This window comes from Neisseria sp. P0001.S005 (assembly GCF_051963715.1).
This window is the reverse complement of record NZ_JBQCTZ010000625.1, coordinates 1-431: the sequence shown is the minus strand read 5'-3', so window position 1 is coordinate 431 and position 431 is coordinate 1. Positions and strand designations below refer to the sequence as shown.

The following is a 431-nucleotide window of genomic DNA, read 5'->3' as shown; positions in this document are numbered from 1 at the left end:
GTTCTTTCAACAAAATTACTGGGTACGTATGAACGGACAAAACCAAATCGGCCATCAGCAGGCTCCTGTTGTAAGCGTCAAAGAATGGTTGCTAACAAACTTGATTTTGATGATTCCGCTAGTCAATATAGTTATGATGCTTGTGTGGGCATTCAGCTCAAACACCAATCCAAATAAAGCCAATTATTTCAAGGCTGCCTTGATTCTGTTTGTCATCTATCTGGTACTGGCTGTAGCTGTAGTCATTTTTGGCAGTGCAGCTGCAAATCAATATCAATAAGTAAGCATACATTTAGGCCGTCTGAAACCTAAAAGGATTCAGATGGCCTTTTACATGGATTACCGAAGGCTCAACCACCTATCCAATTCCAAACCGCATCGCTCCATTTGCCGATACGGTAGAGAAACAAAGAATAGCTCTCCTGCATCAG

General features: G+C 41.8%; 1 protein-coding gene. It reads left to right on the top strand.

From position 1 onward, the window contains the following. On the top strand, positions 1–280 hold a 280-nt coding region (locus ACTHSP_RS22070; RefSeq protein WP_440347018.1), incomplete at its 5' end, for a hypothetical protein. Positions 281–431: the final 151 nt, after the last annotated feature.